The organism is Brucella sp. NBRC 12953 (assembly GCF_040369775.1).
GTDB lineage: Bacteria > Pseudomonadota > Alphaproteobacteria > Rhizobiales > Rhizobiaceae > Brucella > Brucella pseudogrignonensis.
The window spans coordinates 28,210-52,831 of sequence record NZ_BAABSV010000010.1 but is presented as its reverse complement, the minus strand read 5'-3'; the positions used below and the strand labels follow the sequence as shown (position 1 = coordinate 52,831).

Here is a 24,622-nt window from a genome sequence, read left to right as displayed (position 1 = left end):
TCTCGCCAATCCTATGCGCGACATACACCGCATTCCATTCGAGGCGGGCGAAAGCCATACACGGCCATGCCGAGCGCCGAGAGATATTCATGATCTACCTGTACCCGTAGACGATCATCTTTTGCCATACGCGAATCTTTTTTCGCCCAAATCAAACGTTTGCCAGCGTCTTGTTATCACGCGTATACTTCGGTCCAACAGTCAGCCCGCTGGCCTCCAGTTTTGGATCAAGCATGGAAGTCGTGAAAATGATTTGATGCGGAAATTTTGCCTTGTCGGACTCTTGGATGAGCAAATTTTGGTAGTTGTGACTGCGATCCTGCTCCATCCCCTTATCCTCGATGTTGTCCATCAGCAGGAATTTTGGATGCCAGAATTCAGCGTCGAAACAAGCCGCCAAAAGTAATGAAACGATCGATGTATTCTTGAGGACAACGTTGCTGCTTTCGGCAAAATTCATCTTTCCATCGACCAACATAGCATCATCGCCAAAATTCACGCTGAAGGTCGTGGGGTTGTCAAACGTGTCTTCACGCTTGAGATCCTTCTGGAGAATACGCTTCCCAATCACGCTTACGAGATTCATGGCTTTTGCAATTCTTGCCGTCGAGGACGCGGTCAGGCGCTTAATCTTCGCTTCCAAAACCACAATATCATCGTTCAGTTTCGCGCGAGTAGCTGACAGCTCATCGATCCGCTGGAGGGTTGCACGCAACTGCTCCATGTAGGCCGCCTCACGCTCCAAACTCCCGAGCTGCTTATACCTCTCCGCCAGAAAGCTTTCGCGAGGTGAATTGCTGACTTCGTAACGGGACGCAAACTCCGCAACGCCCGTCGAGTATTCTCTTCGCAGAGAACGGGTTTCGTTTTTGAGCGTCTCGACTGTCGCCGCCTTTGAAGCCAAAAGTTGCCGCGACTCTCTTATTTGCAGCTCGTTGTCGACGCGAAGCTCAAAATACCGCGACTTTGTTTTCTCCTCGTCAACGACCTCATGGCAGACTATGCAATGCTGGACGTCAGAACCTTCTAGCGGCTTTAAGCATGCTGGGCAGTATTGGAATTCGATACTTCCTAACCTGCTAGACAAATCTTCCGCAGCGCTCAGCGCCGATAGCTGCTGCTCCAGGTGGCCGACAAATTGCCGAAGCTCGTTTTGCTCATCATCAAGATCGACAATCTGCCGCTCTCGCTCCTCAAGGTCCGCCGTCAGCTTTTGCAATCGACGCCGCATTTGCTGGCGCTGAACTACAAACTGCTTGGATTGATCCTCACCAACCAGTGCGTCGACATTCTGGATTTCGGAAGCGAGGCGCGCACGATTGGCCAGAAGTTCTTCCAGACGCCTTTCAAGAACCGCAATGGAGGTCAGTCCATCAGCGTTCGGAAGTGAAATCACCGCGGCTTTGTAAAGACGGTCTTTCTCGGCATAATCGCTCTTCAGCGATCTCAGATTTATCAAGCCCTCATATAGTTCGTACCCGTTGACCCCTATAAGAAGCTGCCCAACTGTTTCGCGAATCTCGCGAGTGTCGAAGCTTTCGAAGCGGAATAATTTTCCAGGCGGCGTCTGCTGGTCCGCATACAGGATACGGAGAAGCTGGTGCATGGTTATGTTGGAGTTGCCAACATTGGGGGCTTCTGGAATTCCAGCCGCCCTGAAAAGCACTTGAGTAAATGAAAGCTCGGTACTGCCCTGTGTTCGCCTTATCGGTACTCTCTGCCACTCGTCGATACCCTTGCTGAGAGAATCTTCCAGGGAACCATAATAGACAAGAATGGGCTCCTGCTTTGTACCAACCGATCGTTGAACGGTGATGATTGACTGTTCGGTCTCGATTTCCATGCGCACGGCAGAGCAATTGCGCGCTGCGTCCTTCCACCGATCAAACTCCCCGCCAAGACCGTAGAAGATGAAGTCTGAGATTGTCGATTTCCCAGAGCTATTCTCGCCCCGAATAATGTTAACGCCGCGATGGAATAGCTCATCGTAGGCCACGGCAGCACCGCGCGTTATCCGAACCCTCTTCAATGCAAAAAAAGCAACCACTTTAAGTTCCGATCCTTCTCAGACCTGTCATCTCTCGCAAACCGCCCTTTCCTCTCCCAATCGTCGAAAACTCAGTTGTAAGGAACCTCAAAACTTCCGATTCACCTGGGAGGATCAGGTGCGCTCCCAATTGGTTAGCCAGCTCCCGCCCTTCTTCGCTCAAACGGTATTGATCATTGTTGACCAGCTCCACGTCCACCAGACCTTTACCAACAATGTTGTGCAATGCCTGTGCCTGAATGCCGCCCATCTTATTGTACAGAATCGGTGGGGAGGGATGCTGAACAAAGGTCTCATCTGGTTTAGGGATGCGTAATGTACTGAACGTTTTCCTGACATCGATTGTCATGTGCGTGAGATGAAGAAGACTTGGGTTCACGAAATAAAAGTCAGAAACAAACAGCCGATCTCGGCTAGGCGCCTCCTCGCCCCAACGAGAAAGAATTGCGAGGTACCGCCGGGCGGTGTCGAAGAGATCGAGTTGTGCATACCACAGGCGATAGCTCATGCCTTATCCCATCTGATATGGCAGCGTTCCGTCAAATAGTACAACGCATTCATTACTGTCTTAGCGGTTGCATTTTCTCCCGCGTATTTCAGGCTGAGGGGGTCTATAATTTCGGCCTGAACAGCCTTTGATATTGTGGCGTGGTCCACATCCATGCAGATCAACGGGTGATAGATCAGCGTCTGAAAGCGCTGCTCAATGTCAGCGAGTAAATTTTTGTAGGTGGTAGATATCGGCTTCAAGCCGGTGCGCGCGAACGGCCTCGCGAATTTACTTTGGGAGTCGTTGGCAAACGGATATTCGTGATCGCGGCCGGCCGCAATCATCTTAGTCATCAGATCCCGACGATCGTTCGTGCTAGCGATGTCCAAGTCGTCGTCGGCAAATAGACGACCTTCCGAGATTCCGGTAGCCGCCGGTGGTGGAGCAAGCTTGCGTATACGATGTCTAACGCTCGTGTAGATTAAGCTGTTTCGACTCTCAGGTTTACATATATTGATATGGTCGGCATCTATCGGAACTGGCGTTATGCCGTTCACGCCTGGATCTGAGCTTCTAGCATCGACAACGAGCAGCACGTTCTTGGTCAGGAACTTCTCGTGATATACAAAAACTGAAGTGCCCTTTTGGTGGCATTGAGATCTGAAGCTCTCGTTGAGCTCCTGCAATTCCGCATTGTCTTCAAGGAGCTTATTCACGTGAACGGAGGTGAAGCCCTGTACGAAGAACTTTAATAAATTTGCCACGCTTGACCCACTATGTGGGGTGGCAATGAAAAGGACGCCTAAGCAGCTCTCGCCGACCCTGCGCCAATCTTCGTCAATCGATTCTTTCGCCGTTCTAAGAATTTGCTTTACCAGCAGACCGCCGAGGCTATGGCAGACAAAAATAATTGGACGGGCGCCGAACTCATAGCTTGCCAGCATCTCCAGAAAATTCTTGGCACGATCGTATAGGTTCATCTCTTTCTTAGCCCACTGAGCAAAAACGCTCGCTGGAAACCCCAAGGTGTAGAGATTCAAATGCGGTATGTCGGTGGCCAACCAATGAGGCCAGTACCCCCCCTCTGGCTCGGTCGCGCCGGCGCTTGTCCACGTGTCGACGGGGTCGCCTGAGAGGCCATGGACGAATATTACATCAGCAGTACCGCCGTTGGCGGAGATGGTCGCAAAGGTATTTGAGGACACGGGTTCACTCTAGAAACAAATCAGTCATACAACTTTAGATACTGCCGATGAGAATACAAGATATTCGAGCGCCAACTATACAGAAAGATTTGATTTTTTGTGCGGTTACCGCTGAATGTCGCTCTAACGGTTGAGCCCCTTACTCAAACGATTCCCCAGGCTCGAAACCGCTCCCTGCCGGTCATTTCGCGCAGGTTGAGTTCTTCAACGAGGCGCAAGGCTGCGCGTTGGGTTATGTCGAGTTCTTTGGCTATGAGGCCGGTCGAAACCAATGGCCGGGTCAGCACCAGCTCGATCAGACCCGGCAGATTTGAGGAAGCGCGGCGTCCCGTCAGGCGCCGCTCAAGCATCTGCCGCGCCAGTAGCAGCCGGTCATGCTCTTTGAAACCCAGCTCAATCCCGGCCATCAATCCCTCGAGACTGGCCAACAGTCGGGTTTCGAAATTACGATGCCGCCGCCGATCGACGCGGATGGTTTTGAGGCCGATATTAAAGGCAAAAAGATGTGCCTGGGTGGTCAGACCTTCGCGCCGCAACAGGGATGCCGCCAGCAAACGACCCAACCACGGCGCCCGCTGCAACACCGCGAGCTCGTTCCAGGCATCGAGCGCCAGAATGGCTTGCAACACCGGCGGCAGATCTCGGATCGAACGCACCACCGTTCGCCATTCCTCGAGCCGCTCCTCCTCATCCCAATCGGGATCACGGATCAGCGGATCGGCCTCGGGCTTCAGCAACCGCTGTGGCTGCTTCACCCTTGCCAGCACGTCGTCGGATCGCTCGAGCACCGCGTCAATGGCATCGAGATCGATCCCGTCATCCAACCAATTTTTCCTTCCCTCCCCGTCGCGGTCGCGCTGATCGTCCGTAAGGTCGTGCTCCGCAGCACTTTCGCTCCCTGCGGCAATGCCGCCATCACCAAATGGGGCTACAGGCCACGCCTGTCGCAGGCTGCGCGAACCGTTTGGGCTCAACGCCCATTCAGGTTCATGCGCTACAATGCGTCGGCGCGTCTGCAGCACGTCACGGGCAATGGTAAGGGCGTGGCTGGGTGAGCGGATATCGCGCGCTGCGTCATGCAGAATGAGATCCTCCATTTCAACCAGTTCGCCATCGAGCCACAATGACGCGCAGGCATCAGTAAAATGGAAACGTTCGATCACCCCTTCGCCAACCGGTGAATGGGCAAGCCGCTCGTCGAGGCGTGCCAAAGCTTCGCTGGCCCGGGCCAGCGGCTGCAACAGGGTCTTCAGAGGCAAATTGTCTAAATCGTAACGCATTGAAAACATGGTAAACAAATTCTTATACGGACACCAGGGATTATTTAATGTCCGGCACTGGTGATAGCTTAGATGTGATCCTATAACCTCCGATAAGTATAGGTTATCAGAGGTTAATTGGCCAACACTTGACCAAGTAGCTTCACACTGCTAATTTTCACCTGAAAGGCGGCTTCGAAAGCCGTCCCGAAGCACTCTATGCGGAGCACTCCTCATGACCGTTTCAGTCAAGGTTGCAGAAGCCAAAACGCATCTCTCGGAACTGCTTGCGAAAGTTGAAGCGGGGGAAGAGGTTATTATCTCCCGCGGCAATACGCCCATCGCAAAGCTTTCACGCATTCGCCGTGAAAACAATGTCGAGGCGTTGATCGCCGAGATCAAAGCTCAGCGTCTAACGCGACAGTCGACATCACAGGACGAGATTCGCGAGTGGATCGAGGAAGGTCGCCGCTACTGATGTCTTTTGTTCTTGATGCTTCCATTGCTGCAGCCTGGTTTCTGCCTGAGGAGCAACACGACGCGTCCGATAAATTGATGGCCGGCCTGCGCACATCAGTTGCTTTCGTGCCCTCCTTGTTCTGGTTCGAGACCCGCAATTTGTTTTTCGTAGCCGAACGCCGCAAACGGCTGAAACCGGGTGAAGCCCTTCTGTTAATGGCGCAGTTGCGTGGCTTCCCTCTGGAGGATTTTGGCTCTGGTGGCGACGGGGCTGTTCTTGGCTTATGCGAGCGTTATGGTTTAAGCGGCTATGATGCATCATATCTTGCCCTGTCTCTTGCAGAAAAAGTTCCCTTGGCAACCGGTGATCGAAAGCTTGCAGCCGCCGCCCGTTCGGAAGGAGTCATCATTCTCGGACCGTTAGAGAATGAGCACTAGTTTTTCCAGGCTGGACGAAGAGTTCTGCCTTCGAGCAGACGCCCTCGACACGATTGCGGCCGTTTTGCCGATGAACTGTCGCGACATGCTGGCGGATATTCTTGGGGATGAAGATGTCGAGACGCTCCGCCATCTGGTCAATGAGGGCATGGGTGAAAACACCCTGCGTGCCTTGACCTCGGATCTGGCCTATCTCGAAGCCTGGTCGATGGCTGCGGCCGGCAATCCCTCCCCTTCCCGGCGCCAGAAGCGCTGCTCCTGAAATTCATCGCGCATTATTTATGGCGGCCACAGCAACGCGAGATTGAACCCGATCACAGCATGCCGACCGGCGTGGAAGTGGAATTGCGACAACAAGGCTTTCTGCGTGTGTCCGGCCCGCATGCACCGGCAACGGTGCGCCGGCGTCTGGCCAACTGGTCGACGCTCACCCGCTGGCGCGCAAACAGACATCGTTATGCGTAAGCACAAACGGCAAAAGTCGCGCTTCAGCATGACCTCACAACTTAGCTACCACAGTCATTGAAATAAATACGGAAAGTATGTTGAATTATTTCCGCCGTTAGATTTGCGGAGCCGCTACTGCAATTCTATTCTTCTATTAGCCCGCGTAATAGTTGTTGCCCTGTGTGCGACGAAGATTCGACTGACATTCAGCTTGGATACTGCCTCAGTGATACGATGTTCATTCGCCTCGTCAAGTGAACTTGTGGCTTCATCCAGGAAGAGAATGGTGGGTTGGCGGAAAAGGGGGCGCGCGAGATACAGGCGCTGCTTTTGTCCTCCGGAGAGTGAACTTCCCATATCGCCAATCAGTGTGTCGTATTGCATTGGCATACCAGCGGAGTGCCCGCTGCAACAAGCTGGCCTGAATGGGCCATCACAGCCGCTACCATGCCATCTGCAGGGGCTGGGATCACAATTGCTCTGCGCGCTTCTGCCTGAGCCAGTTGCTCTTTCAAAGTTGCGGTTCTTTGGCGCATTTCACCCATCGCGATCGCAGCTGCCGCATCAAACCCATCTAGCTTAGCTCGAATATCTGAAGCCCCGCCTTCAAGCTGAACTCGTTGCCTGCGTAATGACTCAAGTTCTTGTCTGTTTTGCATGTAGCTTTGTTCAGCGGCCTCGAAGCTACGCTCCAGAGTAATCCCCTTGTCAACCAGATCACGATACTTAGCAGCACGAGGTTGCAAAACATCGATATAAATTTGGGTTTGTTCGATCTGCGCATCAACACGCTCGATCTCGTTTGCAATCGACACTATGCGCTCACTCAACGCTCGCTTTTCAACCTCATCTAGCAAAACCCGTTGCCGGATAGCCTCAGCAAGCTCATCAACACGATTCTGCAGCTGCTCTTTGACCACGCTCTCGGTATCGCCCAATCCAGTCTTTGTATCCGTTGCGATCAGAAATAGCGCATCACCTGCTTTAACAGTGTCCCCCTCAGAAGTATGAACTTGCACAAGCCGTCCAGTTTGCGGAGTAAAGACATGTAAAACGCCATCGCTTGGTACGATAGCACCGTAAACGCGAACACGTCGCGTGTACTCTCCCAACACAAGAAATGCGAGAATGAGCGCTGTCACCCCAAGCCCAACTGACGTAGCCAACTTCACTGAAATTGGCTGAATCAGCCGTGGGCTGCCAAGCCAAGAGCACCTTTGAGCTTCTATGGACTGACTTCGAAAGAGAGATAATCTTTTGTTCACGATTAAAAATATGATCCCAAACTATCTCATGCCAAGGAAATTTTGGAAATTCTGTCGGCAGCTCTTTATACTTCGGGTGTTCTGCTTGCTTGATAACTCAGGGACGGCGGCTCAATAAGAAAATTATATTGGCCCACACGAACTCTAAGCATAGTAAAATCAGTAATAAAACCAGAGAGCCTGTGATCAAATCGAGTTTTAGAATAAAATCTACTACAATTATAGCAATTATAAAACCTATCGAGAAGCGAAAATATTCCTTCCAGCTATTACGATAGCTGCGATGATAGTCCAGCATGAAATCAATGTATGATCTAACAGATGAGGGCATGCAGACTTTCCTTTTATTGGTGGGGACAAGAGGTTGTAACTCACTGGTCTAGCCATTCTCAACGAGCAAATCTCTTTGGCACTAAACCACCATTTAGGGTGTAATATGTTTCGCCACCTGTCAGAAGAACGGTACTCATTGGCGGCGAAACATCAATTCATCTATCTATTTCTCCAACGCGAACTGCCTGCTGCAGCGCGGCCTGATGCATTCTGTGCGTCATGAAGCGCTTTATCAATGGCGGCATTTGCTCCAGAAACGAAGCCATTCTCGACAGTGTTGCCAATCGCACCGCCTGTAAGCTTTCCCCAGGCGCCTCCCAAAGCTTTTGCAACACTTACGCCAGGTGCAATAGCACCAGCACCGCCCGAACCCGCCAGTCCCCCGATTACGCTACCAGCTCTCTCGCCCCAACCGGAATTCGATGGACGCCCATTATTCTTTCCTGCTCCATGCGAGCTGCTTGCGCTAGCACGGCTTCCGCCATAATTGGCGTCGCTTTTCCAGGGGAATCGAGTCCACAGCCACCAGAGACAAGTGTCATTTCTTCATTCAACAGACTGCGCATATACTGTCCTCCTATTATGCATTGATGACAAGCATCAAAGTCGCATCTAAATGATTGAATCACTCGGGAAAGTCACAATGCCGCGAATATTGGTTAGATCAATATAACGATGTATACTCCAATATAGTGGTATGCCAAAATAGTGAGGAGACCCGGCTCACACGCACACTGAATTTCCAATTCTTAAATCGGGAGTCAGTTACGATGTTCGCTTCTGAGATGTTTTGCGGTCACCGAAAGCGGGCGTGCCGTCCACTCTGGTATTGATGCTGGTCTTGCACTTTGGAAATCCGCTACAGCTATAAAAATCGCATGGACGGGGTTGCTGCCCTTTTTGCTTGGGCTTGCCCATGCCGCGCATGCGGGTCAGTGGCTTTCCACACGCCGTACAGCTAAAGCCGCTCAAGGGACGCGGTGGCTTACCCTCTCCCGGCTTGCCTTTGACATCGGGCAACGTGGTCTTGCACTCGCGATCCGAACAGCCCCCAAAAAAAGACATTGCTTCCCCTGACAAGGCGCAAGGCCTTGCTGCACGTCGGACAGGGATGAGCGGGTGCAGTATTAACATCCGCCATTGGGCCGTTTTTGAAACTCGACTTGCATTTGATACCTATGAGTCAAGCAATGAGAAATCAGAAGAATTAAGCGTCTCTAAAACCTTCAGGTGACTTATACTGTGCAACAAGTATTTCTTCTAAACGAGCGTTAATTTCACCCATCAGTACCGGATCTCTCATAACATCCGGGTCAGCTTTCTGGATATTTAGCGCCTTGCTCTCCAACTGATAAGAAAAATCTTTTTTTTCAATCTTCGAAAGCAATTCTAAAGCGCCCTTCCAATCTTCAGGGGTAGCTTTTCCAACCGCGTGTACCACGTCATACAGGCTATGCAAGACGCGCGCCGTTACTTGACCGGCAAACGTAGAGGGATGAGGCTCGGCCAGGTCAACTTAAGCGTTTCAAGCTTGCGGATTGATATCACTTTGTATATTATGATATCAAAGATATCATAATGCAGGAGTGTCATCAAATGGCGAATGTGACCGTTAGAAATCTGCCCGACGCTGTGCATCGGGCGCTTCGTGTACGCGCCGCCCACCACGGCCGTAGCACCGAGGCGGAAATCCGCGAAATTCTCGAAACCGCCGCTCGACCGCCCAAGCGCGTCAAGCTGGGTTCCTTGCTGGCGTCCATCGCCCGCGAGGCCGGCGGCCTGACGGATGAAGAGCACGCCGTATTTGACAGTGTGCGCGACAAGACGCCGGCCGAACCGATGAGGTTTGAATGATTGTCATCGACACCAACGTGATTTCCGAGATGTGGAAAGTCGAGCCACACCCCGACGCGCTGACGTGGTTCGATGCACAGGCCATTGAAACGCTTTACCTATCTGCCCTCACTGTTGCCGAGCTGCGCTATAGCCTTGCGGCGATGCCAAAGGGGAAGCGCCGCACGATTTATCAGCAAAGACTGGAGCACGAGGTTTTGCCAGCCTTCGCTGGCCGCGTCCTGGCCTTCGACCTGGCCACGTCCAAGCACTACGCCGATCTGATGGCACAAGCGCGGACGTCTGGTAAGGCTATCGCCAACGCTGACGGCTACATCGCGGCTACTGCTGCAGCCCATGGCTTTATTGTGGCGACCCGCGATACTAGCCCGTTTCGAGCCGCAGGACTGGAGGTCATCGATCCCTGGGCGGCTTCTGTATAATGTCGGCGCTTCGCCTGGTCGCCCCCCCCCGGCCCTGTGTGGGTAAACCCGTGATTTCAGCGACTTATCCACGCTGAAATTGACTTGCGCGTAGATAGTGGATTTCTTAACGGAAAACGAACTTTTCCACAGTATCGGACGCTGAAACTGTCTTGACTGGGTCGGAACAAGAGCAGTGCAAAACAGTACGCTAAGGTCGAACGGACCGTGAACCCCCAAAATGGCGGTCGGCCCCGCCGAGTGCGAGTCAATAGACCTTCACGTCCATTTCCGCGAGTGCTTTGACGGTACTGCTTACATCGATAGCATCACAACCAGGGCGGTCGAGCTTGATGACGATGAGGATGTCTCCGGACTCCAGCGTATCCAACAACCGGGAAAAGCCGCGACGTTGCGCGATGGCTGTGCTGCCGGAAATCTTTCAGTGACGATCCGGCGCGGCTCGACTTGAAAGCCGGCGGCTTCGATTTCCTGGATCTGTTTTTCCGTGATTTGGCCGGTTGTTGAGACGCGGACGTAGCCAGAGGTGCACGGTATAGGCTCACTTAGTCCGAATAGGCTGTCCGAAAAAACAGCCCCTCTGTTCGAAATCATGTCAAGATAATGTGTGGACAGGCGGTTTAAACCAACCCTAGTAATCTCTTCCATGGACGCATCCTCCACAATGGTGCTCAACGCATCCATTCTGCCACATTAAGGCCGTCGGAGCGGCGTCGATCCCATCACAACCTTCTGCGGCGCATGGCCCGTGAACAGGGCTGTTCATCGTCAAATGCCAAGCGGATTCATCGCGTGATGAAGGATTATAATCTGCATGATTGCCCGTCCAGATTTTTGACGATTGCCCCTCCTCAACGGCAGTATCGCCCATTGATCTTGGAGAGAAGCGAATTGGCGCGCCGTTGATCCCAGAAACAAAGTTGGAAGCTTAGCTGGTCGGGATCATGTCAGGCCATTCCCGTGCGCCATGAAGTCGGCGGAGGATACGAACGGCCGATTGTGTTATAGCATAAGCCACGACGTATGGGGTACCGTTATAACCAGTTCCCGCGTCCCGGCAATTCTGCCAACCCAACCACTCGCCGGAAAATCAATTGGGCGACGAGCAGCCGCGACGATCCGATCGTCGACCATGATTGCAGATGAGGGATTCTCCGCCTCAATGAAAGTGAAGATGGCGTCTCGATCTGACAACGCAAACGCGGACCAGGTGAGCTTCACGACTTGAGCGGCGCTGATTTAAGGCACGCTGCCGCCCGTCGTCTTTCGAAATGAGCCGTCGCTTTTCTACTAAATCTCGTTCCTGTCGTAGAAGCTCGTTTTCTTTACGAAGCCGGGCAAGCTCCAGGCTCATGCCTTCATGCGGAGCGGAGAGTAAATCTTACTCAGCAAAATTACGACGCCAGCGGTCAAGTGTTAATTTGCCAATGCCAAGGTCCTCGGCAACCGATGAAATGCCTCGACCACTCGTCGTTAAAATCCGAACGGCTTCGCGTTTGAATTCTCCTGTAAATTCTCGCTGCTTCAATTCTAAGGCTCCTGTCAGTCTTGTCTGACAGAAGCCCTCCATTCTTGAAGGGGAAGTCCAATCGCCAAAGCACTCCGAAAGTGGAGAACCGCGAAATAGAAACCATCAGGCAGGCAAACGCTGGCGTACCAGTGTCGTCCAGTAAGAAGAGCCCCAAGCTATAACGTCATCATTAAAGTCATACTTGGGATGATGCAGATTGGCGCTGGGGCCATTACCAATGTTGATCATCGCGCCCGGCACTTCATTGAGCATGAATGCAAAGTCTTCACCACCAAGAGTTGCCGGCATGTCACGCGTCACGCGTTCTGCACCTGCTACGGCTTCAGCTGCAAGAGCTGCCAGCTCAGTTTCATGCTCGTGGTTGACCGTCACAGGATAATTACGCTGATAATCGAGTGTGGCCTTTGCCCCAAAAGCATCCGCTATACCCTGCACAGCACGAGTTAGACGCTCTTCGACATGATCCCGTACTTCTTCACGCAAGGTGCGCACTGTTCCGGTTAGCTTGATCGACTGCGGAATAACGTTGAAAGCATCACCGCCATGTATGGTGGTGATCGAAATAACAGCAGAATCCAACGGATCGATTGTTCGGGCAGTCAGCGTTTGAATGGCCTGAATAAGCGCAGCCGTCACTGGAATTGGATCAATCGTATGATGCGGCGATGCGGCGTGACCGCCCACACCGTCGATTACGATGTCGATCACATCCACCGAACCCATGATTGGGCCGGAGCTAATCGTGAAGTTGCCAACTTCAAGATTGGGACGGTTGTGCATGCCGTAAACTTCATTAACGGGCCAGCGTTTGAAAAGACCGTCATCGATCATGGCTTTTGCACCCGCGCCACCTTCTTCGGCAGGCTGGAAAATGACAATGACGGTGCCATCAAAGGCGCGGCTTTGAGCCAGTTCGCGTGCTGCGCCCAGAAGCATGGTGGTGTGACCATCATGGCCGCAGGCGTGCATTTTCCCCGGAACCTTCGATGACCATTCCGCACCGGTCTCTTCAAAAATCGGCAGCGCATCCATATCAGCACGCAGAGCGACAGCGCGACCAGAATTGTTGGTCTGTCCACGAATGACACCGACGACACCTGTGCGGCCAATCCCGGTTACCACTTCATCAAGGCCAGCCGCACGCAATGCTTCTGCCACTTTTTCCGCAGTACGATTCACATCATAAAGCAGTTCCGGATTTTCATGTAGATCACGGCGGAAGGCAATCAGATCGTCAAGCTGGTTCGAGGTCCAGTTTTCAACCGGCATATCAGGCTCCCTGTTGGTTGGTATCAAGGCTATAACGGAAATCGCAATGGCTTGCGCCCTTCATGATGGTCTGTGTGCGCTCCAGCTTCATTTCTGGATTATAGCCGATGCAGAAATCGCCATCACGATTGCAGGACAGCAGATGGCCAATCTCACCCAATCCCATATCGCGATACATTTCCGAATAGCGGCAACGTTTCACATTGAAATCGAAATGACCCTTCCCCTGAGACAACACTTCAATTTCCAGCGCATTATCCTTGGTCCAGAGTGGGAGAATATCGGCAAAGTCCTGAAGATCAGGCGTCCGGCCAAGTTCTTCCGCGAAGTTTTTCCCTTGTTCGATTGCTGAACGGGTCACAGCTTCGCCGATTGCAGCCTGAGCCTCTTCTTCGCCCGACCGCTCGCGAAGAACCTCATAGACATTTTTCAGAACGAGTGCCTCAATCCGGCGACGTTCAAGAATTGGCATTTGATTCATGGATCTACCTTTCACATGAATGTTGAATAGTCAGCTCAGAGATTAGGCTCTTTGAGATCTTTGCGGCGCAACCATGCGAGATAGAACGGTGCGATCTTCCTTGCAATTCTATGGAAAGGTAGCGGTTCCGCCTCTGAAACTGGCAATGCAAGTTCCTCAACCGGCTCGCCGTCCAGTGCTCGTGCTATCTCGCGTCCAAGTGCTGTACCGAGTGCCACACCCCGGCCATTGCAGCCGATCCAAGCCCAGCCATCCTTGCCGAGTTGGTGAACACGCGGAAAGCGGTCCCACGTCATACCGATATAGCCGCTCCAGACGTGGGTCATTTCTGGCTCGCCAAGCGCCGGGAAAGCCTCTGCAAGATTGCGTGCAGCCTTATGCTTCACACGTTCTGCAACATTGTAATCGCCCATCACCACACCGCCGGTAATCAGACGATTGCGTGCGTCATAACGGAAAAAGCGCAGATCCCCACGCGTGTCGGAGACCGCCTGGCGACCGGGAAGGATCGTCGCGCGGAGGCTGTCGCTGACCGGCGTTGTCGCCATCTGCCATGAGAGAACAGGCACGATAGTGCGCGCCAGACGTGGCGCAAGCTTTTCGCGCAACTCACCCGTATAGGTGTTGGTCGCAAGCAGAAAACCTTTTGCACGAACCGTTGCATTGTCAGTACGCACTTCCCAATGATCGCCCTTGCGCTCATAGGAAGTAACAGGGCTTTGTTCATGAATAACTGCGCCATGGCGTTCAGCGGCGGCTGCCAATCCACGGGCAAGAGCCAGCGGATTGATATGGCCACCAGTCGGATTGAACATGCCGCCATACCAGAAATCGCTGCCTAGAAGCTTGGAGGTCGCCGCGCTATCGAGATATTCAGCCGGAAAACCAAAACGTTTCCACGCTTCAACACGCGCTTTTGAAAGCTGGACCCGTCCTGGTGAGTGCGCAGGCTGGAACCAGCCGGTTTGCTCTGCTTCTGTCTCGATGTTTTCCTCACGCACGATGGAAAACAGAATATCCGCACTGCTACCGATCAGCTTTGCAAAACGTTCACCCGACATTCCGTAGCGTTTGGCAATTGCATCAGGTTCAGCAGCGGTCATGGTCGGAATGACCTGACCATTGTTGCGCCCGGACGCTCCCCAGCCCACTGCTTTGCCTTCAAGCAAAAGCACACGCTTGCCACGCCTGGCAAGGTGTAACGCTGCCGAAAGGCCGGTGAAACCACCGCCCACGATAACGACATCTGCCTCAGTATCGCTGCTTAGGGGCAATGCGGGCTTACGGGCCGGGGCTGTTGCAGCCCAGATAGATGGTGGGAACTGGATATTTTCCATAATGTCTGGCGCTTTCATTCTGCGCTGTTGGAGCGAGGAGGCGTCCAGTTCTTGCCAGGAATAGAGGCAAGCAGGCGCTGAGTATATTCATGCTGCGGATTGGCGAAGACTTCAGCAGTTGGCCCTTCTTCAGCGATTTCGCCCTTCGACATAACGATGATGCGGTCGCAGAGCTGGGCGGCAACACGCAGATCATGCGTTACAAACAACAATGAAAGGTTCAGCCTTTCACGCAGATCAGCCAGCAAGCGCAGAACCTGTGCCTGAACCGAGACATCAAGTGCGGAAACCGGTTCATCTGCCACGATAATGCGCGGCTCAAGTGCCAGCGCACGGGCGATGCCGATGCGTTGACGCTGACCACCGGAGAATTCATGCGGAAAGCGATCCGCAGCAGCATGTGAAAGCTCGACCAGTTCGAGCAGTTCACGCGCCTTCGCATGCGCCTGCTTTTTTGGCATACCATGGACAATTGGTCCCTGTGCAATCAGGTCAACGACGCGGCGACGGGGGTTGAGTGATGCCATCGGATCCTGAAAGACCATTTGAATATCTTTGCGCATGGCGCGAACTTCACGTGCGTTTACGCTCAGAAAATCACGGCCATTCACATCGACTTTGCCGCTGTCAGCTGCAAGAAGTCGTGTCACAATCCGCGAAACTGTGGTTTTCCCCGATCCGCTTTCACCAACCACGCCCAGCGTCTCACCCTGCCTCAGTTCAAACGACAAGTCTTTGACGGCAGGCACAGCGCTGCGCTTGCCGCTGAACAAACCACCTTGCGCCTTGAAAGTCTTACGCAGGTCGCTGGCTTTCAGAATGACAGGCTGGCTATGGACTGATTGCTTCACCTCTGGTGGCGTCAGCGCTGGAACCGATGCGATTAGCGCCTGAGTGTAGGGATGCTGCGGGTTGTTGAGGACTTCCTGGGCAGGTCCCTCTTCGACCAGTTGACCAAGACGAAGCACTGCAACACGATCCGCTATTTCCGCCACCACGCCAAAGTCGTGGGTGATGAATAAAATGCCGGTATTGTGTTCGCGTTGAAGATCCCGGATCAGCTTCAGAATTTGCGCTTGTGTGGTGACATCGAGTGCAGTTGTCGGTTCATCGGCAATGATAAGGCGCGGTTTCAGGATAAGCGCCATGGCGATCATGACACGCTGGCGCTGACCACCGGAAATCTGATGCGGATAGGCATTATATGCTGACATCGGATCAGGAATTTTGACTTCACCCAACATGTCGAGCACAGCCACACGACGCTCCTTGCGGCTGAGCTTCCTATGTAGACGTAGCACCTCATCGATCTGCCATCCCACGGTCTTTTGTGGGTTGAGTGCAGTCATTGGCTCTTGAAAAATCATACCAATGCGGTCGCCGCGCAGCTTTTTCATGTCGCCTTCGGTCAGCGAATAAAGCTCAGTTCCTTCGAGCCTGATTGAGCCACGGGTGACCCGCACATGTGGTTCTGGCAAAAGCCGCATGATCGCGCCTGCCGACAGGGATTTACCCGAGCCGCTTTCCCCAACAAGGCAGAGGATTTCGCCCGGACTGATGGTCAACGTCAGATCCTGCAATGCGAAGGGACGATCCGCGCCCTCAGGCAAAGCGATTTGCAGGTTCTGAATTTCTAGAACAGGAGCCGCAGTCATTTCTTCTTCTGCCTTGGGTTGAGCGCGTCATTAAGCCCTTCGCCAAGCAGGCTGAAAGAAAGCACGGTGAGCAGGATGGCAATGCCAGGAACAACCGAGCAGAACCAGTCGGTTCGCAGCACTGCGCGACCCTGACCGATCATATTGCCCCAGCTCGCATAATTGGGATCGCCGAGGCTGAGAAATGCCAGTGCGCTTTCCATGAGAATGGAAGTTGCCATGACCACCGATGCAAAGACGACGACCGGCGGCAAGGCATTGGGAAGGATTTCGCGGAAGATGATCGACAGATTACCGACACCGAGATTGCGAGCTGCATCGACAAACTCACGATTACGCAGAGCCATGAATTCCGCGCGAACCATTCGCGCAGGTGCGGTCCACGAAACAATGCCGATGCAAATGATGATATTTTCGATCGATGATCCGAAAATTGCCACCAGTGTCAGCAGAAGCACAAAGCTAGGCACGGTCTGGAAAGCTTCCGTCACCCGCATGAGTGCGTCATCAACCCAGCCGCCATAATAACCGGCAACTGCGCCAATAATGACGCCGATGACAATCGAAATCATGGTAGCAACAACGCCAATCAGCAACGAAATGCGTGCGCCGTGAAATATGCCCGCCATAATATCGCGCCCAAGCTGATCGGTTCCCAGCGGCGTTGCGGCATTAGCGAATGGCCATGTAAGCGGATCGCCCACGCGACGCAGAGGATCGCCGGGCGTGATGACCCCGGCTAAAATTGCGATCATCACCACTGCAATAAACAGAACAAGCCCCAACACAGCAGCACGGTTACGACTAAAACGCTGCCACAAAATGCGGGCACGCGAGGCTTGGGGGCGAGGAAGAGTAAGGTCTTGAGACGTCATGACAGTTCGATCCTGGAATCAAGCCGCGCATAGATAAGATCGGTGATGAAATTCACGATCACCACGAGCACTGAGCATAGGAAGATAATCCCCATCAACGTGTTGAGATCGCGCTTTATCACAGAAGTGTAAGCCAACTGGCCAAGGCCGGGCAGCGAGAAAATCGTTTCGATCACCACTGAACCACCAAGCACAGTCGAGAATTGAAGTCCGAGCAGCGTTACGACCGGCAGAAAGGCGTTGCGCATGATGTGATGAAACATCACTCGTGCGTTGCTCGCACCTTTGGCGCGAGCGGTACGAACATAATCGAGGCTTTCGACTTCGAGGACACTGGTGCGCATCAGCCGCATATAGAAAGCAACGTAAATCAGCGACAGTGCCGTTGTCGGCATGACGAGATGCACGGTTATATCCCAGACATTCTTCCAGCCCGTGTAAAAACCTGCGATGGTTTTGTAACCACCAACCGGGAGCCAGCCAAGCTTTACCGAGAATACAAACATCAGAATAAGGCTGAGGAAAAAGCTCGGCATTGCGTAGCAGATCAGGCCGAGCGTCGAGATGGCATTATCTGTCAACGAATACGCCCGTCTTGCCGCGAAGGCGCCGAGTGCTATGCCAAAAATGAAGGCTATCGAAAGCGACGAAACCATCAGCAGCAGTGTCGGCACCAGACGGGATATTAAAACATCTCGTACCGGCAGTTCATAAACATAGGACCAGCCGAAGTCGAACTGGGCCAGCTTTGTCATGTAAATCCAAAGTTGAACCCATACAGACTGGTCAAGACCATAGTCGGCACGCAGACTTGCAACAAATTGCGGGTCAGCCCCTCCCATATCGCCCACCAATGCGTCAACCGTGTCACCGGGGGCAAGTTTGATAAGGAGAAACGAGCCAATCATGATGAGGAGAATGACCGGTATCGCCTGCAAGATACGCCGGAGCGCAAAGGTCAGGATTGGAGGCAGGGGCATTGAGAAATATCCTGCAGATATTCAGACGCAGTTTCTGCTGTCGGGAAGAAAAAAGCTGTTGCCGGAAACCGGCAACAGCCTGATTGAGACTATTGATCGATCCAGAGATCGTACCAGCTTGAAGAATCCCAGCGCGGTGTATTGTGATGGTTCTTCAACACCTTGTTGGTCACACCAACAAACGGATGTTCGATTGCGAAGATAACAGGAAGGTCCTTCATCTCCAGCTTCTGAATCTGATGATAAAGGTCAGCACGCTTGGCCGGATCCAGCTCGGAAGCGGCCTGATCGATCAGCTGATCCATTTCATCCGATTTGTAATCGAACTGGTTTGACCATGCCGTACCGACAGGCGCGCCTGAGCGCAGCCAGACGGTGGTGGAAACGGCCGGATCCGAACGGAACTGGTGCCAGCCACTTGCTGTATCGAAATCATGGTCACGATAAACACCATTGAGGAAGCCCGGCGCATCATTCGTCAGGATTTCCACGTCGATGCCAACTTCCTTCATGGCTTGCGCATAATATTCAGCCCAGAGCTGCGTATATTCGCCCCATGGCGCAGGACGGTGACGGAGCTTGAAGCGGATGCCATCAGGACCTGCCGGATAGCCAGCTTCATCAAGCAGCTGTTTTGCCTTTTCGACGTCGTACGCATAGGTCTGAACATCGTCAGTGTAATTTGCGCCACCTGAGCTTGGAATTGGGCCTCGACCTGGCTTGGCATAGCCGCGCATGATGTTCCTGATCGCAAAATCAATATCGAGCGCGTGATAAATGGCCTGACGCACTTTCAGATTGGCGAGGATCGGATTGCGCAGATTGAATTCAACGGTCGAATGGGCAACGTTGTTTTCAAAGCCCTTCGTTCCCGTGTCGAAACGGCCATCTTTCTGAAGACGCTCAGTATCTGACATGGAAATGCCGTTAAAGCCAGTTTCCATCATCTCGCCTGCTTCAAGCGCTGCCGCAGCGGCTGCCTTATCAGGCATGAAACGCCATACAACACGATCGAGATAAGGGTATTCCTTGCCGCGCCAGTAATCATCATTGCGTTCTGCAATGATATGCTGGCCGCGCTCATATTCTACGAACTTGAATGGGCCCGTTCCGACAGGTGCGGAATTATATTTATTCTTGAGAATATCCGTGCCTTCATAAAGATGCTTGGGCACCGGATGGCCGAGATCTGGCATTGCTGCAACCAGCAGGTCCAGCGGCATCGGCTTTGAATAGTTGAAAACTGCCGTGTGAGGATCGGTGCAATCGACGGATTCCAGATTGGCCTGAAGCGTCGTTGAATAGTTAAGCAGTTTTTTCCAAAGATTCATCGCGCTGAACGAAACGTCCTCGCAGGTGAACGGCTGACCATCATGCCAACGCACATTCTCGCGCAGCTTGAACGTGATGGCCTTACCATCTTCTGAAGAAGACCAGCTCGTGGCCAATACGGGCACGTAACCCTCATAGGTCCGATCAATCAACGGCTCCATAATACGACCCGTGATCTGATAAACCCCCGTAGAGGCACGAAGCGCTGGATTGAGAACACCCTGTTCAGTGTTCATATGGACAATGACCGTGCCGCCACGCTTCACATCTTCCGCATGGGAGGATGCCGTTGCAAGCGAAAAGGCAACGAGAAACAGGCCAAGGCCGGCTTTTCTGATATGCATTCTGTGTTCCCCTGAAGAACTTTGAGGAGGGCTTTTCCAGCCTCTTTTCCCCCACGTCCCATTATTGTTCAAGCCCCTGAAATCATTCAGCAAAGCTCTTTTCTTGCTATAATATTGGCTGCAAGCATTCTTATGCTAGAATCTCTATTATAATTGTCAATATAAACTAATATTCTTTTTCAATTTGGTAAAATATACCGCAATTTCTGCGTTAATAAGTGTCGATTTTCTGCAATCGAGCTTGTCTGTGATCCGTTTTCCCGCAACTGTGACGAGGCCACGTCCCTTACGCCACTATTCTCGCCTGTCACCAGCACACTCTAGTCCGAGCAAGACCAGCCTTGGGTTTCCCGATAAGGTCTTCATCCAAGCATAACAAAGGAATATCGCATGTCGCATCCCGTCAACGGAGTTGACCACGTCTTTCTTCTTGTCAACGATCTGGAGAAAAGTGCCGAGCAATATCGCCGTTTTGGCTTTACTCTTAGTCCACGCGGCCTGCACAGCAAAGAAAAGGGTACCGGGAATTATACGATCATGTTCCCGGATGATTATTTTGAGCTTCTTGGCATCGTTTCTGAAACCGACGGAAATCTACATCAGCGCGAAAAACTTGCGGCACAAGGCGAAGGTCTGCACGCGATTGCCTGTCGTATAGCCAGTGCGAGTGACGCAAAGAAGGAACTGACTGAACTGGGCCTGAAGACAGGAGACGTAGGAGCGTTTTCACGCCCTGTCGAACTGCCAGGCGGCGGTGAGGGTGTCGCCGCGTTCGAAACGGTTTCTTTCGCTGATAGCGAAGTGCCGCAGGGCATGGTCTTCATGTGCCAGCACAAAACGCACGAAACGGTCTGGCTGCCGGAATTGATCGAACATGCGAATGGCGCGAATGGGCTTGCAGCAATCATTGCAATCTCGGACCAGCCTGAAGCAACAGCCGAGGGCTTCGCTCGCCTATTTTCCGTTGGCACTGCAAACCAGGAGGATGGGCACTGGCAGGTTTATACCGGCCCGCGCTCTGCTGCGATCATCGTTTATGACCGCGAAGCGGCCGAGAGCATTTACGGAAAAGCTGTTGTGAATGCAACGCCACAAGGAGCATTTGCATCACTACGCGTTCAGGTCACAGCACTTTCCAAAACGCGTGCAGCGCTCGATGGGAACAACATTACCTATACGACAACAAGCAACGGAATAATCATCGCACCTGTCGACGCAAGCGGGACAATTCTCGAGTTCTCCGAAGCCTAAAGGCTAAACCGCCCTACCCTTTTACAACAAGAGTTCGACAAGAAAACTTGTCGAACTCATTCACATGATGCGCAAACAACAAGGCATCATTTCAGCTGCAAAGCCACTCTCTATCAAACAACAGTTCGAAGCACTCGCATCATAAGTATGTCCAGAGTTAAGCCATGCTCCGTTCAAATGAAATTTTTGCAACAGAGCCGCGAGATGTCGACACGCAACAGTTCTGTGTATCAAAACGCACCTTCCGGCAGCGCTGGAAGCTTAAGCCTTTCTACGTGCCGACTGCCAATTTCGTGCATAAGAACCCGGCTATGCGTCTCCTGCCAGACGTCAGCGCCCATTCGTCACTCTGACTTTTCGTCCAGGAAAGCATTCGAACTCGATTTTTCAGGTCTTGATACACTCAGCAAATTACAGATCTTCGCTACCTTGGTTTCATCCTTGTTAATTTGCCGCAGAATAATCTCGGATTAGAACATCGAAACATCCCGCAACTTCCAATATTGCAGCTAGAACTTTGCAGTCATATTCAACCTGAAGGTACGCCCAGGCCCGGGCATGAGAGCTGCATTGAGCGCATCCATATAGTAGCGGTCCGTCAGATTATCGATCGCAAAATCGAGCTGCTTCGTTTCATCGAACTTATAGCTGCCAAATACATCGACAAGCGTATAGGGCTCCCAATTGCCGGGCTGAATTTCACTCGTGGAATCTGCTTTGCTTTTAACAAAGCGGTCAGAGTAATAGCTGACACGTGTACCCAGGGTGAGACGCTCCTCAAACATTCTGTAACTCAGCTGCATTGAGACTGTGTCTTTCGGCGGAACATGCTGCAATGCGTAACTGTTTGCAAAGCCTCCCTCGGAGCACAGGTTGTCAATGCGATGGAGAGTGCCAGGTTTTGCGCAGAACCGCGACTTGATTGCATGGTTCCACGACAATCGTGCCGACAATGGTCCACGTTCATAGTCAGCGCTGACCTCGATGCCTGACATGCGTGCGTTTTCCAGGTTGACCATGCCCAGCGAGCCGATAACGCTGGTGCCGCCAGGGATATTATAGGGAACATTTGAACGCGTCAGATAATTATCAATATCACTATCATAATATGCAATGTGCGTTCGAAGCATGTCATTTTCGGATATGACATTTTCGAACGACTTGTTTGCACCTACTTCAAACGTCTTTGCGCGTTCTGGCATCAGTTCATCGGGCATCAGGCCAGTCGAAAAGCCTTTTATTGATTCAAATATAGTCGGCAGTCTTATTGCATCAGAATAACGCCCATAGAGCTGAATGGTATCGGTTGGCGTCCAGCTTAGTGAAACGTTTTTAGACCAGCCATGTCCCGACCGATATGTTTGCTTTCCGGGAACCAGTTCATAAGTCGCATTCGGCCAAAAGGTAAGTGCCTTGAGAGTGTAGTTGTGGTCAGTGGTTTTGTAATCCGAGTATCGAACGCCAGCCTTGAACTGCCACTGAGAGTTGATCTCCCAATTTGAGTTCAGGAACGCACTCTTTTGGGTTCTCGAACCCGTTCGAGGCGGGAACTCGATGTGATTGATGGTCCATTTATCATCTTCATAGCCATCAGGCAGGCCAACTTTTTCATGCTGCCAGGCGCCACCATATTCAAGCTTGAAATTTCCAGGGCCGACGTCGATTTTACTTTCGTTTGAAACCGTCACACCGTCACGAACGGTCTGAGACCAGCTGTAGCTTTCTGTGGTGATCCCACTCACAGTCAGTAAGTTGGTCGCACGGTGGTCCATATCTGTGCGGAATAGATCAACCTTGAGATTAATCAAATCACTTTCCGGGTCCCAACGATAGCGCGCTGTCCAGGTTTTCAGATTCAATGTATCGAGTTCCGACTGATATCCGCCAACAGCGCTGGTGTGAGTACCAAGGCGCGTCGGCATAATTTCACCATAAGTGCTGTCAAAATCCATGTAACCCAGCTCAAGGGCGTGATCATCTCCAAAACGGAAATTTCCTTTAAACAACAATGATTTGTTGTCAGTGGACGTATTCAGGATTTCTTCGCCACCCTTCCACGGAGATAGTCCTTCATATCCAATTGTTTGGTAGCCATACTCTGTGCCTAGATCAACAAAGTGTGGTTGACCCTTGCCATGCTCTCCCGAAAAATAGTTGCCATTTTTACGCCGTGCATAAGCCGCAACCAAGTCCACATTCTCGGAGGTAAAGGCACCTGCAATACTGCCGTTACCACCTGTAGGATCAAGCAAACCCGGCCTGTCCATGTTGCCACCATCGCGCACCACCGGTGTCGTCCGCTCTGGGAAACGGCCGCCTAACATGCCACCTTCCGTGAATACTGACGGTACGGAGGTACTGTTGCTATTATAGCCGCCGCGCAAGCGCACGCCGAATTGTCTTCCCGGAAGCAAAATGTCATCGACTGAAATAGTCTGCATCCGAACGATGCCACCAATTGCCCCTGTAGCGTCAGCGCCCGAGCTTGCCCCTTTCTCGATTGCGACTTCGCCAATCAGGTCCGGATCAACATAGCTGCCTGATCGCGCGCCATTGTAACCGCGATATACCGTCTGCTCCTGCGATGCGCCGTCAATCACCACAGGCACACGGCCTTGACCCTGCATCCCACGAATATTGACATCAAGCGCGCCCGAATTCCGACTATCCCCATTGAGAACGCCGGGAATCCCGCCGAGGAAATCCCCGACAGAGGTGCCTCTTCTTTGCTCTATTTCGTCGCTTGAGATGTAAGCGACAGACCCCGCAGATGTGTAGGCGTCATCATGACTTCCTAATACCCCATGTCCGCCGCTCACCGTAATTGTTTCGAGCAGGGTTGTGCCTGACGAGTCAGGACTGTTTTCTGAGAATGCACCGGTGGTCAACGCTGCTGTTGAGGGGCCTGTCATCCGGATATTGAGTTTGGTGCCTGAGAGCAGTGTTCTCAGTGCTGCGGCGGCAGTCATCGAACCATTGACAGCCGATGATGTCTTGCCCTCAATGACCTGCGCTGAAAAGCCGACCTGCCAGCCTGTCGTTCTGAGAAAGGCTTTGAGTGCTTCGTTTAATGGCTGCGCGGGAATTGAGAAATTTGTTGCACCGTTTTCCTGCTGTTGTGCAAGGGCATTGACCGGAATGACCGAAACACCAGCAGTTAATACGGTCGTTGATATGAGACACAACATCACGCCGCCCCTGATACTGCAACGCCCTGTTCCTCTCATGGCAGTGCCAGGGCATGAATGGTTGCTCAACTGCATTTCTGTTAGTCCCTCTTGCGTCAAATATCGGTGCTGCAAACTCAGGCACACCATCTCCTGCAACATCTGACGAACGGGAGACGCG

Annotated in this window: 21 protein-coding genes and 4 pseudogenes; 7 read left to right on the top strand and 18 right to left on the bottom strand. The window is 52.4% G+C overall.

What is annotated here, in order from left to right; translation table 11 throughout:
- Positions 1-151: 151 nt before the first annotated feature.
- The 4 genes from ABWV94_RS20180 to ABWV94_RS20165 form a co-directional block, all read right to left on the bottom strand.
- Entirely contained in the window at positions 152-2,047 is a 1,896-nt protein-coding gene (locus tag ABWV94_RS20180; RefSeq protein ID WP_353415145.1) for an AAA family ATPase, read from the bottom strand.
- Between the two features lies 1 nt (position 2,048).
- Positions 2,049-2,555 (bottom strand): ABC-three component system middle component 5, encoded by a 507-nt coding sequence (locus ABWV94_RS20175; protein ID WP_353415144.1) that lies wholly within the window; start codon positions 2,553-2,555, stop codon positions 2,049-2,051.
- On the bottom strand, positions 2,552-3,742 hold the full coding sequence (locus ABWV94_RS20170) for an ABC-three component system protein (RefSeq protein ID WP_353415143.1): 1,191 nt from the start codon (positions 3,740-3,742) through the stop codon (positions 2,552-2,554). Before ABWV94_RS20170 ends, ABWV94_RS20175 begins: the two co-directional genes overlap by 4 nt.
- Positions 3,743-3,885: 143 nt before the next feature.
- The gene (locus tag ABWV94_RS20165; RefSeq protein ID WP_353415142.1) at positions 3,886-5,031 is read right to left on the bottom strand and encodes an RHE_PE00001 family protein; all 1,146 of its coding nucleotides are present in this window, start codon (positions 5,029-5,031) and stop codon (positions 3,886-3,888) included.
- Between the two features lie 205 nt (positions 5,032-5,236).
- On the opposite strand from ABWV94_RS20165, the gene ABWV94_RS20160 reads away from it, so the two are divergent.
- From ABWV94_RS20160 to ABWV94_RS20150, 3 genes and pseudogenes are all read left to right on the top strand, one after another.
- Positions 5,237-5,479 (top strand): type II toxin-antitoxin system Phd/YefM family antitoxin, encoded by a 243-nt coding sequence (locus ABWV94_RS20160; protein ID WP_353415141.1) that lies wholly within the window; start codon positions 5,237-5,239, stop codon positions 5,477-5,479.
- The gene (locus ABWV94_RS20155) at positions 5,479-5,898 is read left to right on the top strand and encodes a type II toxin-antitoxin system VapC family toxin (RefSeq protein ID WP_353415140.1); all 420 of its coding nucleotides are present in this window, start codon (positions 5,479-5,481) and stop codon (positions 5,896-5,898) included. The genes ABWV94_RS20160 and ABWV94_RS20155 overlap by 1 nt, the downstream gene beginning before the upstream one ends.
- Positions 5,888-6,339, top strand: a pseudogene (locus ABWV94_RS20150) (integrase); the annotation flags it as partial. The gene ABWV94_RS20155 and the pseudogene ABWV94_RS20150, both read left to right, overlap by 11 nt.
- A 138-nt stretch (positions 6,340-6,477) precedes the next feature.
- Here ABWV94_RS20150 and ABWV94_RS20145 read toward each other — a convergent pair.
- The 3 genes from ABWV94_RS20145 to ABWV94_RS20135 all read right to left on the bottom strand — a co-directional run bounded on the left by ABWV94_RS20145 (position 6,478) and on the right by ABWV94_RS20135 (position 9,384).
- Complete coding sequence (locus ABWV94_RS20145; RefSeq protein ID WP_502905202.1) at positions 6,478-6,702, bottom strand: ATP-binding cassette domain-containing protein; 225 nt, start codon at positions 6,700-6,702, stop codon at positions 6,478-6,480.
- 8 nt (positions 6,703-6,710) lie between these two features.
- The gene (locus ABWV94_RS20140) at positions 6,711-7,487 is read right to left on the bottom strand and encodes an HlyD family secretion protein (RefSeq protein ID WP_353415139.1); all 777 of its coding nucleotides are present in this window, start codon (positions 7,485-7,487) and stop codon (positions 6,711-6,713) included.
- A gap of 1,663 nt (positions 7,488-9,150) precedes the next feature.
- Entirely contained in the window at positions 9,151-9,384 is a 234-nt protein-coding gene (locus ABWV94_RS20135) for a hypothetical protein (protein WP_353415138.1), read from the bottom strand.
- Between the two features lie 155 nt (positions 9,385-9,539).
- Here ABWV94_RS20135 and ABWV94_RS20130 point away from each other — a divergent pair, with 155 nt between their 5' ends.
- Both ABWV94_RS20130 and ABWV94_RS20125 read left to right on the top strand, forming a co-directional pair.
- On the top strand, positions 9,540-9,797 hold the full coding sequence (locus ABWV94_RS20130) for a FitA-like ribbon-helix-helix domain-containing protein (protein WP_353415137.1): 258 nt from the start codon (positions 9,540-9,542) through the stop codon (positions 9,795-9,797).
- Positions 9,794-10,219 carry a type II toxin-antitoxin system VapC family toxin gene (locus tag ABWV94_RS20125; protein ID WP_353415136.1) on the top strand — a complete coding sequence of 142 codons (426 nt, stop codon included), beginning with the start codon at positions 9,794-9,796 and terminating at the stop codon, positions 10,217-10,219. Before ABWV94_RS20130 ends, ABWV94_RS20125 begins: the two co-directional genes overlap by 4 nt.
- A 250-nt stretch (positions 10,220-10,469) precedes the next feature.
- On the opposite strand, the pseudogene ABWV94_RS20120 reads toward ABWV94_RS20125, so the two are convergent.
- The 10 genes and pseudogenes from ABWV94_RS20120 to ABWV94_RS20075 form a co-directional block, all read right to left on the bottom strand.
- A pseudogene (locus ABWV94_RS20120) lies at positions 10,470-10,756 on the bottom strand (recombinase family protein); the annotation flags it as partial.
- A gap of 391 nt (positions 10,757-11,147) precedes the next feature.
- Positions 11,148-11,440: pseudogene (locus tag ABWV94_RS20115) on the bottom strand (type II toxin-antitoxin system RelE/ParE family toxin).
- A gap of 61 nt (positions 11,441-11,501) precedes the next feature.
- Positions 11,502-11,765: pseudogene (locus ABWV94_RS20110) on the bottom strand (transposase); the annotation flags it as partial.
- 87 nt (positions 11,766-11,852) lie between these two features.
- The gene (locus tag ABWV94_RS20105; protein ID WP_353415135.1) at positions 11,853-13,019 is read right to left on the bottom strand and encodes a M20 aminoacylase family protein; all 1,167 of its coding nucleotides are present in this window, start codon (positions 13,017-13,019) and stop codon (positions 11,853-11,855) included.
- Position 13,020: 1 nt separating this feature from the next.
- Positions 13,021-13,500 (bottom strand): L-2-amino-thiazoline-4-carboxylic acid hydrolase, encoded by a 480-nt coding sequence (locus ABWV94_RS20100; protein WP_353415134.1) that lies wholly within the window; start codon positions 13,498-13,500, stop codon positions 13,021-13,023.
- Positions 13,501-13,535: 35 nt separating this feature from the next.
- Positions 13,536-14,837, bottom strand: a complete 1,302-nt coding sequence (locus ABWV94_RS20095) for an NAD(P)/FAD-dependent oxidoreductase (protein WP_502905201.1) — start codon at positions 14,835-14,837, stop codon at positions 13,536-13,538.
- A gap of 14 nt (positions 14,838-14,851) precedes the next feature.
- Positions 14,852-16,492 (bottom strand): ABC transporter ATP-binding protein, encoded by a 1,641-nt coding sequence (locus ABWV94_RS20090; protein ID WP_353415132.1) that lies wholly within the window; start codon positions 16,490-16,492, stop codon positions 14,852-14,854.
- Positions 16,489-17,367 carry an ABC transporter permease gene (locus tag ABWV94_RS20085; RefSeq protein ID WP_353415131.1) on the bottom strand — a complete coding sequence of 293 codons (879 nt, stop codon included), beginning with the start codon at positions 17,365-17,367 and terminating at the stop codon, positions 16,489-16,491. Before ABWV94_RS20085 ends, ABWV94_RS20090 begins: the two co-directional genes overlap by 4 nt.
- Positions 17,364-18,347 (bottom strand): ABC transporter permease, encoded by a 984-nt coding sequence (locus ABWV94_RS20080; RefSeq protein ID WP_353415130.1) that lies wholly within the window; start codon positions 18,345-18,347, stop codon positions 17,364-17,366. Before ABWV94_RS20080 ends, ABWV94_RS20085 begins: the two co-directional genes overlap by 4 nt.
- An 89-nt stretch (positions 18,348-18,436) precedes the next feature.
- Positions 18,437-20,023, bottom strand: a complete 1,587-nt coding sequence (locus ABWV94_RS20075) for an ABC transporter substrate-binding protein (RefSeq protein ID WP_353415129.1) — start codon at positions 20,021-20,023, stop codon at positions 18,437-18,439.
- A gap of 390 nt (positions 20,024-20,413) precedes the next feature.
- Between ABWV94_RS20075 and ABWV94_RS20070 the strand changes: the two genes are divergently transcribed.
- Positions 20,414-21,274, top strand: a complete 861-nt coding sequence (locus ABWV94_RS20070) for a VOC family protein (protein ID WP_353415128.1) — start codon at positions 20,414-20,416, stop codon at positions 21,272-21,274.
- Positions 21,275-21,438: 164 nt separating this feature from the next.
- Positions 21,439-21,627, top strand: a complete 189-nt coding sequence (locus ABWV94_RS20065; protein ID WP_353415127.1) for a hypothetical protein — start codon at positions 21,439-21,441, stop codon at positions 21,625-21,627.
- 156 nt (positions 21,628-21,783) lie between these two features.
- Here the strand turns inward: ABWV94_RS20065 and ABWV94_RS20060 are convergent, their stop codons facing one another.
- Positions 21,784-24,537 (bottom strand): TonB-dependent receptor, encoded by a 2,754-nt coding sequence (locus ABWV94_RS20060; RefSeq protein WP_353415126.1) that lies wholly within the window; start codon positions 24,535-24,537, stop codon positions 21,784-21,786.
- Positions 24,538-24,622 lie beyond the last annotated feature (85 nt).

Coding starts and splice junctions, on each gene's coding strand:
- ABWV94_RS20175 (WP_353415144.1), bottom strand. CDS start 2,555: ATGAGCTATCGCCTGTGGTATGCACAACTCGATCTCTTCGACACCGCC.
- ABWV94_RS20165 (WP_353415142.1), bottom strand. CDS start 5,031: ATGTTTTCAATGCGTTACGATTTAGACAATTTGCCTCTGAAGACCCTG.
- ABWV94_RS20160 (WP_353415141.1), top strand. CDS start 5,237: ATGACCGTTTCAGTCAAGGTTGCAGAAGCCAAAACGCATCTCTCGGAA.
- ABWV94_RS20155 (WP_353415140.1), top strand. CDS start 5,479: ATGTCTTTTGTTCTTGATGCTTCCATTGCTGCAGCCTGGTTTCTGCCT.
- ABWV94_RS20145 (WP_502905202.1), bottom strand. CDS start 6,702: ATGGGAAGTTCACTCTCCGGAGGACAAAAGCAGCGCCTGTATCTCGCG.
- ABWV94_RS20130 (WP_353415137.1), top strand. CDS start 9,540: ATGGCGAATGTGACCGTTAGAAATCTGCCCGACGCTGTGCATCGGGCG.
- ABWV94_RS20125 (WP_353415136.1), top strand. CDS start 9,794: ATGATTGTCATCGACACCAACGTGATTTCCGAGATGTGGAAAGTCGAG.
- ABWV94_RS20105 (WP_353415135.1), bottom strand. CDS start 13,019: ATGCCGGTTGAAAACTGGACCTCGAACCAGCTTGACGATCTGATTGCC.
- ABWV94_RS20100 (WP_353415134.1), bottom strand. CDS start 13,500: ATGAATCAAATGCCAATTCTTGAACGTCGCCGGATTGAGGCACTCGTT.
- ABWV94_RS20095 (WP_502905201.1), bottom strand. CDS start 14,837: ATGGAAAATATCCAGTTCCCACCATCTATCTGGGCTGCAACAGCCCCG.
- ABWV94_RS20090 (WP_353415132.1), bottom strand. CDS start 16,492: ATGACTGCGGCTCCTGTTCTAGAAATTCAGAACCTGCAAATCGCTTTG.
- ABWV94_RS20085 (WP_353415131.1), bottom strand. CDS start 17,367: ATGACGTCTCAAGACCTTACTCTTCCTCGCCCCCAAGCCTCGCGTGCC.
- ABWV94_RS20080 (WP_353415130.1), bottom strand. CDS start 18,347: ATGCCCCTGCCTCCAATCCTGACCTTTGCGCTCCGGCGTATCTTGCAG.
- ABWV94_RS20075 (WP_353415129.1), bottom strand. CDS start 20,023: ATGCATATCAGAAAAGCCGGCCTTGGCCTGTTTCTCGTTGCCTTTTCG.
- ABWV94_RS20070 (WP_353415128.1), top strand. CDS start 20,414: ATGTCGCATCCCGTCAACGGAGTTGACCACGTCTTTCTTCTTGTCAAC.
- ABWV94_RS20065 (WP_353415127.1), top strand. CDS start 21,439: ATGCTCCGTTCAAATGAAATTTTTGCAACAGAGCCGCGAGATGTCGAC.
- ABWV94_RS20060 (WP_353415126.1), bottom strand. CDS start 24,537: ATGCAGTTGAGCAACCATTCATGCCCTGGCACTGCCATGAGAGGAACA.